Source organism: Brevundimonas sp. P7753 (genome assembly GCF_013386595.1).
Classification (GTDB): Bacteria; Pseudomonadota; Alphaproteobacteria; order Caulobacterales; family Caulobacteraceae; genus Brevundimonas; species Brevundimonas bullata.
In genome coordinates this window covers 19880-34559 of sequence record NZ_JACARP010000002.1, presented here as the reverse complement: position 1 = coordinate 34559, position 14680 = coordinate 19880, and the positions used below count along the sequence as shown (strand labels likewise).

14 protein-coding genes are annotated in these 14680 nt (G+C 67.9%); 6 read left to right on the top strand and 8 right to left on the bottom strand.

Annotated features, from left to right (window positions below):
* Positions 1–130: 130 nt before the first annotated feature.
* The 6 genes from HX774_RS00430 to HX774_RS00405 form a co-directional block, all read right to left on the bottom strand.
* Entirely contained in the window at positions 131–310 is a 180-nt protein-coding gene (locus HX774_RS00430; protein ID WP_178823269.1) for a hypothetical protein, read from the bottom strand.
* A gap of 68 nt (positions 311–378) precedes the next feature.
* Positions 379–1047 (bottom strand): glutathione S-transferase, encoded by a 669-nt coding sequence (locus tag HX774_RS00425; protein ID WP_178823267.1) that lies wholly within the window; start codon positions 1045–1047, stop codon positions 379–381.
* A 92-nt stretch (positions 1048–1139) separates the two neighbouring features.
* Positions 1140–1412 carry a DUF1294 domain-containing protein gene (locus HX774_RS00420; RefSeq protein ID WP_218650186.1) on the bottom strand — a complete coding sequence of 91 codons (273 nt, stop codon included), beginning with the start codon at positions 1410–1412 and terminating at the stop codon, positions 1140–1142.
* A 201-nt stretch (positions 1413–1613) separates the two neighbouring features.
* Positions 1614–4913 (bottom strand): carbamoyl-phosphate synthase large subunit, encoded by a 3300-nt coding sequence (gene carB, locus HX774_RS00415; RefSeq protein WP_178823263.1) that lies wholly within the window; start codon positions 4911–4913, stop codon positions 1614–1616.
* Positions 4914–4923: 10 nt separating this feature from the next.
* Positions 4924–5199 carry a hypothetical protein gene (locus HX774_RS00410; RefSeq protein WP_178823261.1) on the bottom strand — a complete coding sequence of 92 codons (276 nt, stop codon included), beginning with the start codon at positions 5197–5199 and terminating at the stop codon, positions 4924–4926.
* A gap of 164 nt (positions 5200–5363) precedes the next feature.
* Positions 5364–6068, bottom strand: a complete 705-nt coding sequence (locus tag HX774_RS00405) for an HAD family hydrolase (protein ID WP_178823259.1) — start codon at positions 6066–6068, stop codon at positions 5364–5366.
* A 125-nt stretch (positions 6069–6193) separates the two neighbouring features.
* Here HX774_RS00405 and HX774_RS00400 point away from each other — a divergent pair, with 125 nt between their 5' ends.
* From HX774_RS00400 to HX774_RS00385, 4 genes are all read left to right on the top strand, one after another.
* Positions 6194–6907: an SDR family NAD(P)-dependent oxidoreductase gene (locus HX774_RS00400; protein WP_178823257.1), complete on the top strand. Its 714-nt coding sequence runs from the start codon at positions 6194–6196 to the stop codon at positions 6905–6907.
* Between the two features lie 9 nt (positions 6908–6916).
* Positions 6917–8212 carry an amino acid permease gene (locus HX774_RS00395; RefSeq protein ID WP_178823255.1) on the top strand — a complete coding sequence of 432 codons (1296 nt, stop codon included), beginning with the start codon at positions 6917–6919 and terminating at the stop codon, positions 8210–8212.
* 87 nt (positions 8213–8299) lie between these two features.
* On the top strand, positions 8300–9460 hold the full coding sequence (gene carA / locus HX774_RS00390; RefSeq protein ID WP_178823253.1) for a glutamine-hydrolyzing carbamoyl-phosphate synthase small subunit: 1161 nt from the start codon (positions 8300–8302) through the stop codon (positions 9458–9460).
* 2 nt (positions 9461–9462) lie between these two features.
* Positions 9463–10419: a hypothetical protein gene (locus HX774_RS00385; protein ID WP_178823251.1), complete on the top strand. Its 957-nt coding sequence runs from the start codon at positions 9463–9465 to the stop codon at positions 10417–10419.
* A 3-nt stretch (positions 10420–10422) separates the two neighbouring features.
* On the opposite strand, the gene HX774_RS00380 is transcribed toward HX774_RS00385, so the two are convergent.
* Both HX774_RS00380 and HX774_RS00375 read right to left on the bottom strand, forming a co-directional pair.
* Positions 10423–10887, bottom strand: coding sequence for a PAS domain-containing protein (locus HX774_RS00380; RefSeq protein ID WP_178823249.1), 465 nt, complete (start codon positions 10885–10887; stop codon positions 10423–10425).
* A gap of 120 nt (positions 10888–11007) precedes the next feature.
* The gene (locus tag HX774_RS00375; RefSeq protein WP_178823247.1) at positions 11008–11271 is read right to left on the bottom strand and encodes a hypothetical protein; all 264 of its coding nucleotides are present in this window, start codon (positions 11269–11271) and stop codon (positions 11008–11010) included.
* A 195-nt stretch (positions 11272–11466) separates the two neighbouring features.
* Between HX774_RS00375 and HX774_RS00370 the strand changes: the two genes are divergently transcribed.
* Positions 11467–12603: a patatin-like phospholipase family protein gene (locus HX774_RS00370; RefSeq protein ID WP_255499802.1), complete on the top strand. Its 1137-nt coding sequence runs from the start codon at positions 11467–11469 to the stop codon at positions 12601–12603.
* A 126-nt stretch (positions 12604–12729) separates the two neighbouring features.
* The gene (gene dnaG / locus HX774_RS00365) at positions 12730–14631 is read left to right on the top strand and encodes a DNA primase (protein WP_178823245.1); all 1902 of its coding nucleotides are present in this window, start codon (positions 12730–12732) and stop codon (positions 14629–14631) included.
* The last annotated feature ends 49 nt before the right edge of the window (positions 14632–14680 follow it).

Genomic DNA, 14680 nt, shown 5'->3' with positions numbered 1-14680 from the left:
TTTCTTGTTTCGCCCGGAGACTAAGGAGAGACGTATAATCAGCACAGTCACGATCACGGGGCGCGCGTGATCGGCCAAAGAGGGTAGGGCGCCCTTTCGCCAAACTCAAGAGCATGATCGGCAGGACGGATCAGGGCTTGGTCTGGCCCATGGCTCGGCGGATCGCGGTCCAGGCGATAAAGCCCAGCGCCGCCATCGCCAGCAGCATGAAGAAGCCCGAGATCAGTCCCGCCCCTGCGGCGATGAAGGCGATGATGACGCAGATGGCGGCGGACAGGGCCGCGATGACTTGAATAACTGAAAGGCGCATGGGCTCGTAAACGTCGTCGTCTGACGGGGGTTGCGGGCTCGCGAAGCCGTGATCGCGGAACCTGACGATCAGGCATAGGCGTATTCACCGCCCCGCTCCAGCGCGCGTTTCCACGCCGGGCGGGCGTGGATGGCCTGCAGGAAGCGGGCGATGTTGGGATAGGCGGACAGGTCGACGGCCCGGCTGGCGGCGGCCTCCAGCGGGAAGCTCATCATGATGTCGGCGGCGCTGAACGACGGCCCGGCGAACCAGCCGGTGGCGGCCAGTTCAGCCTCCTGCCAGTCGGCGTGGGCCTTGAGCTGCGGGTCGATGAAGCTGGCCTGCGCCTTGGCGGCGATGCCCTTGACGAGGGGGCGGGCCAGACCCGGCGCGCGCCTGGGCATCTGGGCGAAGACCAGCTTAAGCAGCAGCGGCGGCATGGCCGAGCCCTCTGCATAGTGCATCCAATAGCTGAAGCGCCGCCCGTCCGCCGTGCCGCGCGCCGGACGCAGCCGTCCCTCGGGATCGTGCGCGTCCAGCAAGTATTCGACGATGGCCCCGGTTTCGGCCACGCGCACGTCGCCGTCGTCCAGCACCGGGGACTTGCCCAGGGGATGGACGGCTCTCAGCTCGGGCGGGGCCAGCATGGTGGCCGGATTGCGCTCATAGCGCTTGACCTCATAGGGCAGGCCCAGTTCCTCCAGCAGCCAGAGCACGCGCTGCGAGCGGGAGTTGTTCAGGTGATGGACGATGATCATGACGCACCCCTTACGCACAGGATCGGCCTGTGGATGTCAGCCCCGCCATGTTTGGACATCCGGGCCTCTGCGGCAAGCGCCGAGCTTAGGAGCTAGGCCCGCCAGATGAGGATGGCGACCGCCAGCAGGGCGAAGGCGTGGAGCGTCAGGATCAGACCCAGCCAGGCGGCGAAGGGCTGTTTGCGCGTCTTGTGGCGCAACAGCCGCTGGCCCAGCCCGGCGCCGAGGGCGCCGAACAGGGCGGCGAGCAGCAGGGTGCGTTCGGGGATGCGCCGCCCGCCCGCCCGCGCTCGCGCCTTGTCGACGGCGAACAGGCTGAAGGCGACGAGGTTGGCGAGGGAGAGGAGGATGAGCGCGGGAAGCATGATGTTTTCGGATATCTCTCTAATCCCGCTCATCCCGGCGGACGCCGGGATCCAGTCCTTTGGCTTTGGGCTCAGAGGGCGGGGTTGTGTGCGGGGCTCTTACTGGATCCCGGCGTCCGCCGGGATGAGCGGGAGATATGGGGCATGAAAAAAGCCCCCGACGATCGCTCGCCGGGGGCCGTTTCAGAACCGGACCGAGGCTCAGTTGTAGGACTGCACCGGGCGGACATCCAGTTCGCCGGCGCGGATGGCGGCGATCCCTTGCGCTGCGGCCAGCGAGCCGGCGGCGGTGGTGTAGTAGGGGATCTTCATCATCAGGGCCGTGCGGCGGATGGAGAAGCTGTCGGCCAGGGCCTGCTTGCCGTCGGTGGTGTTGAAGACCAGCTGGACCTCGCCGTTCTTCATCGCGTCGACGATGTTCGGACGGCCTTCCAGCACCTTCTTGACCAGACCGACCTCCAGGCCCTGGGCCTTCAGGTAGTCGTGGGTGCCCGAGGTGGCGATCACCGAGAAGCCCTGTTCCAGCAGCGAGCGGACGGCCTCGACGATGAAGGGCTTGTCGGCTTCCTTGACCGAGACGAAGGCGCAGCCCTCGGTCGGCAGGACGGTCCCGCCGCCGATCTGCGACTTGGCGAAGGCGCGTGCGAAGGCGGGGGCCAGGTCGGCCTCGCCTTCACGCTTCCAGTCCAGGCCCATGACCTCGCCGGTCGAACGCATTTCCGGGCCCAGGATCGTGTCGACCCCGGCGAAGCGCGCGAACGGGAAGACGGCTTCCTTGACCGCGATGTGGTCCAGCTCGTGATCGACCAGACCGAAGGAGGCCAGCGGCACGCCGGCCATGACCTTGGCGGCGATGGAGGCGATGGGCTGGCCGATGGTCTTGGCCACGAAAGGCGCCGTGCGGCTGGCGCGCGGGTTCACTTCCAGCACGAAGATGCGCGGGTTCTCGCTATGCGGCTCTTCGATGGCGAACTGCACGTTCATCAGGCCGCGAACCTTCAGGGCCTTGGCCATGGCGGCGGTCTGGCGCTTCAGCTCGGCCACGATCTCGGGACGCAGCGAGAAGGGCGGCATGGAGCAGGCGCTGTCGCCCGAGTGGACGCCGGCTTCCTCGATATGCTCCAGCACGCCGGCGACGAAGACGGTCTCGTCGTCGCACAGGGCGTCGACGTCCACCTCGGTGGCGCGGTTCAGATAGTGGTCGATCAGGACCGGATCGCTGCCCGACACGCGCATGGCCTCGCCGACATAGCGGTCCAGCTGCTCGCGGTCGTGGACGATCATCATGCCGCGGCCGCCCAGGACATAGGAGGGGCGCAGCACGACGGGATAGCCGACCTCCTCAGCCTTCTGCGCGGCTTCCTCGGCCGAGCGGGCCAGGCCGTTCGGGGGCTGCTTCAGGCCGATGGCCTCCAGCATCTGCTGGAAGCGCTCGCGGTCCTCGGCCAGGTCGATGCTGTCGACGGATGTGCCCAGGATCGGCACGCCGTCCTCTTGCAGGGCGTGGGCCAGCTTCAGCGGGGTCTGACCGCCGAACTGCACCACGACGCCGATCAGATCGCCGTTCGAGCGCTCGACGTCGATCAACTCCAGCACGTCCTCTTCGGTCAGAGGCTCGAAATAGAGGCGGTCCGAGGTGTCGTAGTCGGTCGAGACGGTCTCGGGGTTGCAGTTGACCATGATCGACTCGACGCCGATGTCGGCAAAGGCGAAGGCCGCGTGGCAGCAGCAGTAGTCGAACTCGATGCCCTGACCGATGCGGTTGGGACCGCCGCCGAGGATGATGGCTTTCTTCTTGTCCGACGGCGCGGCCTCGCACTCGGGGACCTGGCCCAGGGCGCCGCTCTCATAGGTCGAATACATATAGGCCGTGGCCGAGGCGAACTCGGCGGCGCAGGTGTCGATGCGCTTGAACACCGGGCGGACGTTCAGGGCGCGGCGGGCCTTGCGGACCTGGACCTCGGTCTTGCCGGTCAGGGTCGCCAGACGGGCGTCGGAGAAGCCCTTGGCCTTCAGCTTGCGGAAATCAGCGTCGGTCGCGGGCAGGCCCTGGACGCGGACGTGGCCCTCGGTGCGGATCAGGTCGGCGATCTGACGCAGGAACCAGGGCTCGTAGGAACAGGCGGCGTTGACCTCCTCGACCGTCAGGCCGTGACGGAAGGCCTGGGCGATGACGCGGATGCGGTCGGGCGTCGGCTGGCCCAGGGCGCGGATGACGGCGGCGCGGGCGCTGGCGTCGTCCTCGGCGTCGGCCACGCCTTCGATCTCGATCTCGTCAAAGCCGTTCAGGCCGGTTTCCAGACCGCGCAGGGCCTTCTGCATCGATTCCTGGAAGGTGCGGCCGATGGCCATGACCTCGCCGACCGACTTCATGGCCGTGGTCAGGTGCGGCTCCGAGCCCGGATATTTTTCAAACGCGAAGCGCGGGATCTTGGTGACGACATAGTCGATGCTCGGCTCGAAGCTGGCCGGCGTCACCATGGTGATGTCGTTCTGAAGCTCGTCCAGGGTGTAGCCGACGGCCAGACGAGCGGCGACCTTGGCGATGGGGAAGCCGGTGGCCTTGGACGCCAGGGCCGAGGAACGCGACACGCGCGGGTTCATCTCGATCACGACCATGCGGCCGTCGGCCGGGTTGATCGCCCACTGGACGTTCGATCCGCCCGTCTCGACGCCGATCTCGCGCAGGACGTTGATCGAACCCGTCCGCATCAGCTGATATTCTTTGTCGGTCAGCGTCAGGGCCGGGGCGACGGTGATGCTGTCGCCGGTGTGGACGCCCATCGGGTCGATGTTCTCGATCGAGCAGATGATGATGCAGTTGTCCGCCGTGTCGCGGACCACCTCCATCTCGTATTCCTTCCAGCCCAGCACCGACTCTTCGATCAGGACCTCGGTGGTCGGCGACAGGTCCAGACCGCGCTCCACGATCTCGTGGAACTCTTCGATATTATAGGCGATGCCGCCGCCGGTGCCGGCCAGGGTGAAGGACGGGCGGATGATGGCGGGCAGGCCCACGAAGGCCAGGGCGTCGTCGGCTTCTTCAATGTGGTGGACAGCGCGGCTGCGGGGGCTTTCCAGACCCAGCTTGTCCATGGCGTCGCGGAATTTCTGACGGTCCTCGGCCTTGTCGATGACCTCGGCCTTGGCCCCGATCATCTCGACGCCGTACTTGGCCAGGGCGCCCGAGGCGTTCAGGGCCAGGGCCGTGTTCAGCGCGGTCTGGCCGCCCATGGTCGGCAGCAGGGCGTCGGGGCGCTCCTTGGCGATGATCTTCTCGACGATCTCGGGCGTGATCGGCTCGATGTAGGTGGCGTCAGCCACCTCCGGGTCGGTCATGATGGTGGCGGGGTTCGAGTTGACCAGGATGACCCGGTAGCCCTCGGCCTTCAACGCCTTGCAGGCCTGAACCCCAGAATAGTCGAACTCACACGCCTGGCCGATGACGATCGGGCCGGCGCCGATGATCAGGATGGACTGGATGTCTGTGCGCTTGGGCATCGGCTGCTACTCAGTTCGTCACGACCGCGCACTCCCAGCCGTCGTAGTCGAGCTGGAAGGCCGCGGCCCAGGATTGCATCATGGCCGACACAGGCGAAAACGACGCCTCGTCGACCGCTATGGTGGTCTCCAGGACGGTCATGTCGTCCTGGCCCCGCGTCAGAAACCCGGCGCGGCGAGCCACCTCGTTGAGGTCGCCGTGGTCACCGTCGCCATAGAAATAGAACAGCGTATGGCGCGGGGTGATCCCGCTGTCGCCCTGCTCGGCCAGAGCAGCGCGCACCATAGCATCCTTTTCCTCATGACTGGTCAGCGGCGGGCTCCACGCGCGCGAAGAAACCGGACGCAGGGCGAGCCCCCGCGACCGATCCGTTCAGGTTGTCGGTTAAGCGGCCCGTTTAGAGATGCGGGGGCGGGGCGGCAAGGGCCGGAATGAGGCGGCTGGGGATTTTACTCCGCCCGGTCGATCGCCGCGATCCAGTCGGGAAGTTCGGCGATGCGGCTGAGCGAGACGTAGCGGGGGTGGTTTTCCGGGGCGTCGGCCAGTTCGTGGGCCCAGGTGATCTCGTAGGGGATGTGGCAGGCGAAGGCGCCGGCTTCCAGCGCGGGCAGGACGTCGGACTTCATCGAGTTGCCGGCCATGACGGCCTCGGCCGCGCCGGTGCCGTGGCGGGCGAAGATGCGGTCATAGGTCGAGCGTTCCTTCTCGGACACGATCTCGACCGCGGCGAACAACTCGCCCAGGCCGGACGCCGCCAGCTTGCGTTCCTGATCCATCAGGTCGCCCTTGGTGATCAGGACCAGGCGATACTTCTCCGACAGCTCGGCCAGGGCTTCGTCGACGCCCGGCAGGGTCTCGACCGGGTGGGTCAGCATTTCGCGACCGGCGGCCAGGATCTCGCGGATGATGTGGGGCGGCGCGGCGCCGTCGCACAGCTCCATCGCCGTCTCCAGCATCGACAGGGTGAAGCCCTTCACCCCATAGCCATAGAGACGCAGGTTGCGCCGCTCGACCACCGACAGGCGCTCCATCATCACCGGCTCGTCGGCGTGATCGGCCAGCAGGTCCACGAACCGCTTCTGGCTCAGGCGGAAGATGGTCTCGTTGTGCCAGAGGGTGTCGTCGGCATCGAGGCCGACCGTGGTGATGGTCATGGGGCGTCCAGGGTGAGGCGGGGGCTAGCCGCTTCCTAAACCCGCGCTGATGGCGAGGGTAGGGCGTGATCGGTCCAGAGACGCTTCAGCCACGTATTTCCGCACGACAAGGGAGAGCAAAAGCCATGACGCAGGGTTCGGCGATCATCATCGGCGTGTCGGGCGGCGTTGGACGGGCGCTGGCGCAGCAACTGGGGCAGGCGGGCGACCGCGTGGTGCATGGCCTGTCGCGCACGCCGGTCGCGCCCATCGACGGCGTGACGCACGGTCTTCTCGATCTGGAGGACGAGGCCGGCATGGCCGCCGCCGCCGCGCGCATCGCCGAAGGTCCGACGCCGAGCCTGATCGTGCTGGCGACCGGGGTGCTGCACTCCGGTCAGACGCCCGAACGCAGCTGGCGCGAGCTGTCGGCGGAGCATCTGATGCGCGACTACCGGATCAACGCCGTAGGCCCGGCGCTGGCGGCCCGCCACTTCCTGCCTCTGCTGCCGCGCGATCAGCGGGCGGTGTTCGCGGCCCTGTCGGCGCGGGTCGGCTCCATCAGCGACAACCGGCTGGGCGGCTGGCACAGCTATCGCGCGTCCAAGGCGGCGCTGAACATGATCCTGAAGACCCTGTCGGTGGAACTGGCGCGCACCCATCCGCAGGCGGTGGTCGCGGGCCTGCATCCGGGGACGGTGGACACGCCCCTGAGCGCGCCCTTCCAGCGCGGGGTCAAGCCGGAGAAGCTGTTCTCCCCGGCCTTTTCCGCGGCCAGCCTGCTGACGGTGATCGAGGGTCTGACGCCCGCTGACAGCGGCGGCGTATTCGCATGGGACGGGGCGAGAATTCCCGCGTAAAGGGCGGGCATGACCCAGACGGAAATCCTGCCCGACCCGCCGCACCGCATTGGCTGGGCGCTCGCCGCCCTGGTGGTGGCCGGCAATATGATCGGTTCGGGCGTCTATCTGCTGCCTGCGACCCTGGCGCCGACGGGCAGTTCCAGCATTATCGGCTGGCTGATCTGCGGCCTGGGCGCCGTGACCCTGGCCCTGGTGTTCGGCGGTCTGGGCCGGATGCAGCCGGACGCCGACGGTCTGTCGGACTTCACCCGGCGCGGCATGGGCCGCTTCATCGGCTATCAGACGGGGCTGGCCTACTGGGCCGCCTGCCTGGCCGGGAACGTGGCGCTGGCGGTGGCGGGTACCGGCTATCTGGCCTTCTTCATTCCCGCGCTGAAAGAGCCCCTGTGGGCGGCGCTCAGCAATCTGGCCCTGATCTGGCTGACGACGGCGGCCTACGCGAGCGGAGCGCGGACCGCGGCGCGGTTCGGCGCCATCACCCTGGGCCTCGGTCTGATCCCTATCGTCCTGGCCATCATCGCCGGGGCCATGGCCTTCAGCGGCGACACCTTCGCGGCCTCGTGGAGCCCCGGCGACCAACCCCTGTTGAAGACGGTGCCGGCCTCGCTGGCCATCATCTTCTGGGCCTTCCTGGGCGTCGAGAGCGCCGCGGCCCTGTCCAGCCTGGTCAAGAACCCCGCCGTCGACGTGGGACGCGCCTCGCTGGGCGGCGTGGCTCTGGCCTTCATCGTCTATGTGGCCGCCAGCATCGCCGTCTTCGGCGTCATTCCCGCCGATGTTCTGGTCCATTCGACCAGCCCCTACGCCGATCTGGTGGCGCGGGTCATGGGGTCGTCCGTGGCCGGTCTGGTCGCCGCCTGCGCCGTGATCAAGGTGCTGGGCACCATTGCGGGCTGGACCATGCTGGCGGGCGAAACCGCGCGCGGCTCGGCCGAGGCGGGCTGGATGCCGCGCTGGTTCGGCGGCGCCGACAAGGGCAAGGCGCCCCTGAGCAACCCCATCCTTAACTGCGTCATCATGAGCGTCATGGTCATCGCCAGCGCCCAGCCGACCCTGGGTCAGCAGTTCGGCGTCCTGATCGGCGTGACTTCGGTGCTGACGCTGTGCCTTTACGCCCTGTGCTCGATGACACTGTGGAAGCTGACCCGGAAGGCCGGTTGGCGCGCCCTGGCCGTGGTCGGCGTGGTCTTCTCGGCCTTTGCAGTGGCGGCGGCGGCAGGCGGCTATATCCTGCCCAGCGTCGGATTCTTCGCCCTGACCAGCCTGGCCTGGATCTGGGTGCGTAAAACCCAGAAGGCCTAAAGACCCAAGGGCGGTTGACCCCGCCCCGGCATCTCTTTAGTGACGCCGCCGTTTGTCTGCCCGTATTCATTGCTAGGAGCCTGCGCCATGACGACCCAGATTCTGTCCGGCGCCACTGGCGTCCTCGCGCTCGCTGACGGCACCGTCCTGCAAGGCATCGGCGTCGGCGCCGTCGGCTCGGTCCTCGGCGAGGTGGTCTTCAACACCTCGATGACGGGCTATCAGGAAATCCTGACCGACCCCTCCTACATGAGCCAGATCCTGGCCTTCACCTTCCCCCACGTCGGCAACGTCGGCGTGAACCACGAAGACGTCGAGCAGATCGGCGCTTCGCCCGAGCGCGCGGCCCGCGGCGCCGTCTTCCGCGACTTTCCGACCGAACCCGCCAACTGGCGCGCCACCGGCAGCCTGGACAGCTGGATGAAGACGCGCGGCGTGGTCGGCCTGGCCGGTGTGGACACCCGCGCCCTGACCAAGATCATCCGCGACAAGGGCGCCCCGCACGCTGTCATCGCCCACAACCCCGAGGGCCAGTTCGACCTGGACGCCTTGGTGGCCCAGGCGCGCGACTGGAAGGGCCTGGTCGGTCTGGACCTGGCCAAGGACGCCTCGACGACCCAGGCCTTCGACTGGACCGAGGGCGTCTGGGACTGGCCGACCGGCTACGCCAAGCCTGAAGCCGGCGCCAAGTCGGTGGTGGTCATCGACTACGGCGTGAAGCGCAACATCCTGCGCGCCCTGGCCTCGACCGGCGTCAAGATCACCGTGGTGCCAGCGACGACCTCGGCTGAGGACATCCTGGCCCGCAATCCTGACGGCGTGGTCCTGTCCAACGGTCCGGGCGACCCGGCCGCGACCGGCGCCTACGCCGTGCCGGAAATCCAGAAGCTGGTCGCCAGCGGCAAGCCGATCCTGGGCATTTGCCTGGGCCATCAGATGCTGGCCATCGCCCTGGGCGCCAAGACCATCAAGATGGATCAGGGCCACCACGGCGCCAACCACCCGGTCAAGGACCTGACCACGGGCAAGGTCGAGATCGTGTCGATGAACCACGAGTTCTCGGTCGACCGCGACAGCCTGCCGGACGCCGTCGAGGAAACCCACGTCAGCCTGTTCGACGGCACCAACTGCGGCATCGCCCTGAAGGGCCAGCCGGTGTTCAGCGTCCAGCATCACCCGGAAGCCTCGTCGGGCCCGATCGACAGCCTCTATCTGTTTGATCGCTTCACCGCCTCGATGAGCGCCTGAGGATGACGGCGCCCGTGGCGAAGTCGGCCTATCTGGACTGGCTCGCCGTGGCGATGCTGGGCGACCGTGAAGCTGCTGTCTCCGGGGCGGCGGATGATCTGATCCTGGGCTACGCCACGGGCTATGACGCCGCCGACGTGGCGATCTTCGTGCGCTCGCTGCGGGCGGTGTTCGACGGTCCGGTGGTTCTGGTCGTGGATCAGGACCCTGACCTGCTGGCCTTCCTGGCCGACAACCGGATCGAGGCCGTGGCGCCGGCGACGGTCGAGGGTTGGGCGCCGCATCCGGTCGTGGCGCGCTTCGCCGCCTTTGACCGGCTGATGAGCGAACGGCCCCAGTCGCGCAACGTCCTGTTGACCGATGTGCGTGACGTGGTCTTCCAGGCCGCGCCGTTCGAGCCTCAGCCGCAGGGTCTGCAGTTCTTCAACGAATACGCCGACGGCGTGCTGGCCGACCACGCCTTCAACATGAAGTATCTGCGCGGCGTCGGCGGCGATGCGGTGGCGCGCGTCCTGGCCGACAAGCCCTGCCTGTGCGTAGGCACGGTGATGGGGCCGCGCGAGGCCATGATGCGTTTCTGCCGGACCCTGCTGATGCTGGCCTCCGTGCCGCGTTCCGAGATCGGCGGGGCGTTCGGGGCCGATCAGGCGGCCTGCAACATGGCGGTTCATCTGGGCCTGATCGAAGGCGAGATCGTTCCCAACTATGGCCGCGTGGCGACCTTGGGTCTGACGCCGAGCCAGGACCTGCGGGTCATCGACGGCCGCATCGTCAACCCGGACAACAGCATCAGCCCCATCGTCCACCAGCACGACCGGCATCCGGTGCTGGCCGCCGCCGTGCACGAGCGCTGGGGCGGCGGCATGGAGCATCGCGAACGGATTCGCCCGAAATCCTCGGCTGAGCGGCGGCGCAAGCTGCGCGACTCCGTCATGCGTCGTCTGCCGGAACTGCGCTGAGGCTCAGTCTCTGACGAACCGATCGCGCAGCGAGATCGACTGCTTCAGCCGCTCTGCGCGCATGGCCCACCGTTTGGGGTCGGTGGCGGTGGCGATCACGCCGATCACGGCGCCGTTGTCGTCCTTCAGCGGATAGGAATCGACGAAGACCGGCACAGGGTCCGCACCTGCCCCCAACAGCCACACTTCGTCCACGACGGCCTGTCCCGTGGCCATGGCTCGAACGACGGGCAGGGCCTCCAGTTTCGCGACGGACCCGTCCTGGGCGTAAACCTCGAACCGTCCGACATAGTCCTCGGCCGTAGCGCCGACGGCGTTGTCAAAGGCCAGGCCCGGCACGCCGCCGGCCGCCATCAGGATCTCTCCCGTGGGCGCGCTGTGCAGGATGACGGCGCCGCCCAGATGCTCGGCCATCAGTTCCAGCATGGGGCGAAGGAAGGCGGTGTGCGGGGCGGCGGCGTCAGGCATGGAAAACTCGGAGAAGGACGTTCTTTGGGTCTGCGCCCGATCTCTGAATATTTCTGTAAAGCCGCCAGTTGCGGATGGTCCGGGGCCTTAGACCAAGGTCGAACACCCAGACGTCAGACCTCAGGGCAGGGCGACGAAATCAGCCTGGCGCAGGGCGCAGGCCTTTTGCACCGCCATGGGCGCCGCCGAGATCCAGTAGGCGGCGTCGTCGGCGCGGCGGGCCTGCTTTCGCTCCAGTCCGCGGCGACGGCGCGCGGCGGCGTTGTCCAGCAGGCGCGCATGCAGGGCGCGGGGCGTCAGGAACGGAACAGCGGGGGAGCCGGGGACGGCGACGGCGTCGGGGCCTTGGGGCTCCACCGCCGGGCGGGCGATGGCGATGAACATGGACGGTCCTTGAAAGTATATTCATCCACAGGCTGTGGATAATGGTGTTGTCGCGCGGGATTGGGTCCGCATTCGGACGATGGCGCGTCCGAAGCGGCCTTCTTGGTTAACCAAAGCCTAACGGGGTTTTGTCGAGGCGGGGCTTTTCCTGTTGTCACGGAAAGCGGCTAAGGTGGCGCGCCCTGGAGAACGCTTATGAGTTTCAGCCTGATGCGGACGGTCGCCGCCGTCCTGAGCGCCGGTCTGCTGTTGTCGGCCTGCGCCAGCGGGGCGCGCAGCGACTTCGGCCTGACCGAACGCGACGCGGCCTCGCCCGTGGGCTTTCCCAACGTCCGCTTCTCCGTCGAGGACGAGGCGGCGGCGCAGAAGATCGAACAGCAGCTGGGCGAGGGCGTGCCCAAGGGACCGGACGGTCATTTCGACCTGATCGCCCTGTCCGGCGGCGGCGCCAACGGGGCCTTCACCGCCGGTCTGATCAACGGCTGGACCGCCAGCGGCAAGCGCCCGGATTTCGAGGTCGTGACCGGGGTCTCGACCGGCGCCCTGGCCGCGCCCTTCGTCTTCCTCGGCCCACGCTGGGATGGGCGGCTGAAGGAGGCCTATACCGGCGGGCAGGCGACCGGGTTGCTGAAAAGCCGGGGCGTGCGCGCCCTGATCGGATCGGGCGTGTTCAGCGGCGAACCCCTGCGTGAACTGGTCGAGAGCAATGTGGACCAGGCGATGTTGACCGAGGTCGCCGCCGAACACGCCAAGGGGCGGCTGCTGCTGGTCGCCACCACCGATCTGGACGCCCAGCGCGGCGTCATCTGGAACATGGGCGCCATCGCCGAGCGCGGCGGGCCGGAGGCCCTGGCCCTGTTCCGCGACGTCCTGATCGCCTCGGCCAGCATTCCCGGCGCCTTTCCGCCGGTCATGATCCGCTCCCAGGGGCGCGGCGCGGTGTTCGAGGAGATGCACGTCGACGGCGGGGTGATGAACCCCTTCGTGGCCCTGCCGCAGATCATGTGGAACTGGGACGACGTGGCCGGGGTGTTTCAGGGCGCGCGTCTGCACGTCGTGGTCAACGGCAAGGACGCGCCGCGCTTCGCCGTCACCCGCGACGCCGCCATTCCGGTGCTGACCCGCAGCCTGGACGCGGTGCTGGGCGGCCAGCTGCGCGCCACCCTCGCCGCTAACCGCGCCTTCGCCAGCCGCAACGGACTGGAATTCCACGTCGCCGCCATCCCCGAGGATTTCGACGGCGCCGACAGCCTCGATTTCAGCCAAGAGTCGATGCAGGCCGTCTATGACCTGGGCGAGGCCCTGGGGCGGACGGGCGAGGTGTGGAAATAGATCTGCGCCCGCAAGCGACGGACTTCTCCTCGATCTTCACAGGCTGTGGAAAACAGAACCGGGGATGCCCATGTCTGAGGGTGCGGCGGCCCTTCCCCTCGCCGTCGCGCCGGAGTGTCTGGGATCGTGCGTTTCGACGATCGTTTTCTTGAAGAACTGAAGGCCCGCCTTCGCCCGTCCGATGTCATCGGACGGACGGTGAAACTCAAGCGTCAGGGGCGCGAGTATGTGGGGCTCAGCCCCTTCTCCAAGGAGCGGTCGCCCAGCTTCTTCGTCAATGACGACAAGGGCTTCTTCCACGATTTCAGCTCCGGCAAGCACGGCGACATCATCAGCTTCCTGCAGGAAACCGAGCGTCTCAGCTTTGTCGAGGCGGTGCAGCGGTTGGCGGGCGAGGCGGGGATGCAACTGCCCGCGGAGGACCCGCAGTCGGCCGAGCGCGAGGCCAAGAAGCAGGGCCTGACCGACTGGATGGACCTGGCCCAGAAGTGGTTCGCCGCCAATCTGCGCCGCTCGGTCGGCAAGGCGGCGCGCGAATATCTGGAAAAGCGCGGCCTGCCCGAGGACCAGTGGGAGCGTTTTGGCCTGGGCTATGCGCCTAACGACCGCGAGGGCCTGAAGAACGCCCTGATCCAGCGCGGGGCGCGGCCCGGCGATCTGGTCGAGGCCGGGATGCTGATCTCGCCGGAAAGCGGCGGTCAGCCCTATGATCGGTTCCGCGACCGGCTGATGTTCCCCATTCTGGACGCGCGCGGGCGGATCGTCAGCTTCGGCGGGCGGGCCATGAACCCCGACGACCGGGCCAAGTATCTGAACGGGCCGGAAAGTCTGCTGTTTCACAAGGGCGCCACCCTCTACGGCCTGCCCGAGGCGCGCCGCATCCTGGGGGCCGAGAGCCGGGGCGAGCAGGGGATCATCGTCGTCGAAGGCTATATGGACGTCATCGCCTGCCAGCGCGCTGGCCTGCCGGCTGTGGCGCCTATGGGCACGGCCCTGACCGAAGAGCAGATGGAGCGCCTTTGGCGGGTCTCGGCCGAGCCGGTGCTCTGCTTTGACGGCGACGCGGCGGGGCTGCGGGCCGCCTATCGTTCGATCGAGCGGTCGCTGCCCCTGCTGAAGTCGGGGCGGTCCTTCCGCTTCGCCCTGCTGGAGGCGGGGCAGGACCCGGACGACATCCTGCGCGACAAGGGGGCGCCCGCCCTGCGCCACGCCGTCAGCGAGACACGGCCCTTCGTCGAGGTCCTGTTCCGCCGCGAGGCCGAGGCCGAGCCTCTGGACACGCCCGAGCGCAAGGCGGGGCTGAAGGGGCGGCTGCGTCAGGCGGCCTCGGCCATTCAGGACAAGGACCTGGCCGAGCAATACCGCCGCGACCTGTTCGAGCGTTTCGACGCCCTGTTCCCGCGCCAGCAGCAACAGCAGGGTCAGCCCTATCAGCAGGGCGGGGGGCGACCGGGCCCAGGTGGCGGGATGGGCGGACGCTGGCGCGGCCCGCCGCCCAAGCTGGGCCAGACGGCCGAGGGCGCCCAGGCCATGCACGCCCTGTCGCGCTCCATCGAGCCGGTGGCGGCGGCCCTGGCCCACGGCGCGGTCGATGACCCTGAGCGAATGGACGACCATCTGGAGGCCATCGCCCGCCATGGTTTCGGCGATCCGGCGCTGGATGGGCTGGCGCAGGAACTGGTTCGGTTGCGGTTTGGCGGTCAGAGCCTTGACTCTGCCGCGATCCGACGCCATCTGGCCCACTCGGGTCATGATGCCTTGATGCACGAGGTCGAGAAGGCGGCGGCAAAGTCCGGCGCGCCATTCCTGGCTGCAGACAAGCCCCTCGGCGAGGCGAGGACCCGGTGGTCGCAGGCGTTTGACGCTCTGACCCGCGTAGCGGCGTTGGAGCAGGCGCTGGCGTCAGCAAAGTCGGGCGCCCATCAGGCGTTCGATAACTCGGCCTTCACCCTGGTGAAAGCCGAGCGCGATGCTTTGCGGCGGGCCATCAAGACCGGAACGATTTGGGAAGACGCGGCTTCTTCGTAACCAACGAAGTCGTCGGGCGTTGTATTTTCGCCGCAGGGGACTGATCACC

Bases quoted from the DNA above. Each gene is read 5' to 3' on its own strand.
- HX774_RS00430 (WP_178823269.1), bottom strand. From the start codon at position 310: ATGCGCCTTTCAGTTATTCAAGTCATCGCGGCCCTGTCCGCCGCCATC.
- HX774_RS00425 (WP_178823267.1), bottom strand. From the start codon at position 1,047: ATGATCATCGTCCATCACCTGAACAACTCCCGCTCGCAGCGCGTGCTC.
- HX774_RS00420 (WP_218650186.1), bottom strand. From the start codon at position 1,412: ATGCTTCCCGCGCTCATCCTCCTCTCCCTCGCCAACCTCGTCGCCTTC.
- carB (WP_178823263.1), bottom strand. From the start codon at position 4,913: ATGCCCAAGCGCACAGACATCCAGTCCATCCTGATCATCGGCGCCGGC.
- HX774_RS00410 (WP_178823261.1), bottom strand. From the start codon at position 5,199: ATGGTGCGCGCTGCTCTGGCCGAGCAGGGCGACAGCGGGATCACCCCG.
- HX774_RS00405 (WP_178823259.1), bottom strand. From the start codon at position 6,068: ATGACCATCACCACGGTCGGCCTCGATGCCGACGACACCCTCTGGCAC.
- HX774_RS00400 (WP_178823257.1), top strand. From the start codon at position 6,194: ATGACGCAGGGTTCGGCGATCATCATCGGCGTGTCGGGCGGCGTTGGA.
- HX774_RS00395 (WP_178823255.1), top strand. From the start codon at position 6,917: ATGACCCAGACGGAAATCCTGCCCGACCCGCCGCACCGCATTGGCTGG.
- carA (WP_178823253.1), top strand. From the start codon at position 8,300: ATGACGACCCAGATTCTGTCCGGCGCCACTGGCGTCCTCGCGCTCGCT.
- HX774_RS00385 (WP_178823251.1), top strand. From the start codon at position 9,463: ATGACGGCGCCCGTGGCGAAGTCGGCCTATCTGGACTGGCTCGCCGTG.
- HX774_RS00380 (WP_178823249.1), bottom strand. From the start codon at position 10,887: ATGCCTGACGCCGCCGCCCCGCACACCGCCTTCCTTCGCCCCATGCTG.
- HX774_RS00375 (WP_178823247.1), bottom strand. From the start codon at position 11,271: ATGTTCATCGCCATCGCCCGCCCGGCGGTGGAGCCCCAAGGCCCCGAC.
- HX774_RS00370 (WP_255499802.1), top strand. From the start codon at position 11,467: ATGAGTTTCAGCCTGATGCGGACGGTCGCCGCCGTCCTGAGCGCCGGT.